This window comes from Streptomyces sp. NPDC001156, assembly GCF_053598275.1.
This window is the reverse complement of the sequence record NZ_JBSFJX010000521.1, coordinates 493-1,533: the sequence shown is the minus strand read 5'-3', so window position 1 is coordinate 1,533 and position 1,041 is coordinate 493. Positions and strand designations below refer to the sequence as shown.

At 69.0% G+C, this 1,041-nt stretch carries 2 protein-coding genes; both read right to left on the bottom strand.

Translation table 11 applies throughout. The features are described 5' to 3' along the window. A partial coding sequence (locus ACWDA7_RS52790) for an ExeA family protein (protein WP_450615341.1) occupies positions 1-719 on the bottom strand: 719 nt, incomplete at its 3' end. Further along, positions 716-1,041 (bottom strand): hypothetical protein (locus tag ACWDA7_RS52785; RefSeq protein ID WP_450615339.1); only part of this gene is annotated, 326 nt, incomplete at its 5' end. The genes ACWDA7_RS52790 and ACWDA7_RS52785, both read right to left, overlap by 4 nt.

Genomic DNA, 1,041 nt, shown 5'->3' with positions numbered 1-1,041 from the left:
GCGAGGTTGTTGACCGCGCGGGGCAGACCGCGGCTGGTGGTGTGGATCAGGGAGATCGCATCGTCGGAGAACAGCGTGTCGGAGCGGCCGGCGAGTTTGCTGTGGTGAGCCAGGTAGCTGGCCGTCTCCTCGGCCGTCATCGGCGGCAGCGCATAGCGCAGGGCGATGCGCTGGTCGAGGGCGGCCATGGTGCCGAGCTTGATCTTGCGTCGGAGGGTGGGCTGGCCCACCAGCAGGCAGGCGAAGGGAGAGGCGGAATCCATCTCGTGGTTGGTCAGCATCCGGATTGCCTCCAGCTGATCGTGGGCGAGCAGGTGGGCCTCGTCGATGACCAGGACGGGTGTCCTGCCGCGCTCGGCTTGTTCGGTGGCGAGGGCGTCGGCGGCCTGTGGGATCAGGGCGGCGGTGTGCGGGTGGGGGATGCCGCCGAGTGCCATGACGATCGCGCGGTAGATGCCGCGGGCGCCGACGGCGGGGTTGCCCAGGTAGATGATGTGGTGGCGGGTGGGGTCCACCGCGGCGAGTGCTGCGCGGACGGCGACGGTTTTGCCGGCGCCGACCTCGCCGGTGAACACGCCCAGCGCGTGCTCGGTGGTGCACCAGGTGATCCGGGCGACCGCTTGGGCATGCGCGTGGTGGCGGTGCAGGGCCTGCGGGGCCAAGTCCTTGCCGAAGGGCATTTTGCTGAAGCCGTAGAAGCTGGTCAGACGCTCGATCATCGGGCGGCCTCCTCGGAGTTGACGGCCCTCTCGATGGCTTCGGCTCGGTAATACAACGCGGTAGCCAGTGCGACCGCGTGGTGCGCGGTAGTGCGTGCGGCCGTGTCGTGGACGTCGGTGTTCATGCGTGTGCAGGCCCGCTGGGCGAAGGCGATGGCCCGGTCTGCCAATGCCCAGGCGTCGCCGACGGCGTAACTTTCGCCGCTCACCGCAGTTCCCTCTCGGAGCTCTCGGAGCTCTCGGAGCTCTCGGAGCTCTCGGAGCTCTCGGAGCTCTCGGAGCTCTCGGAGCTCTCGGAGCTCTCGGAGCTCTCGGAGCTCTC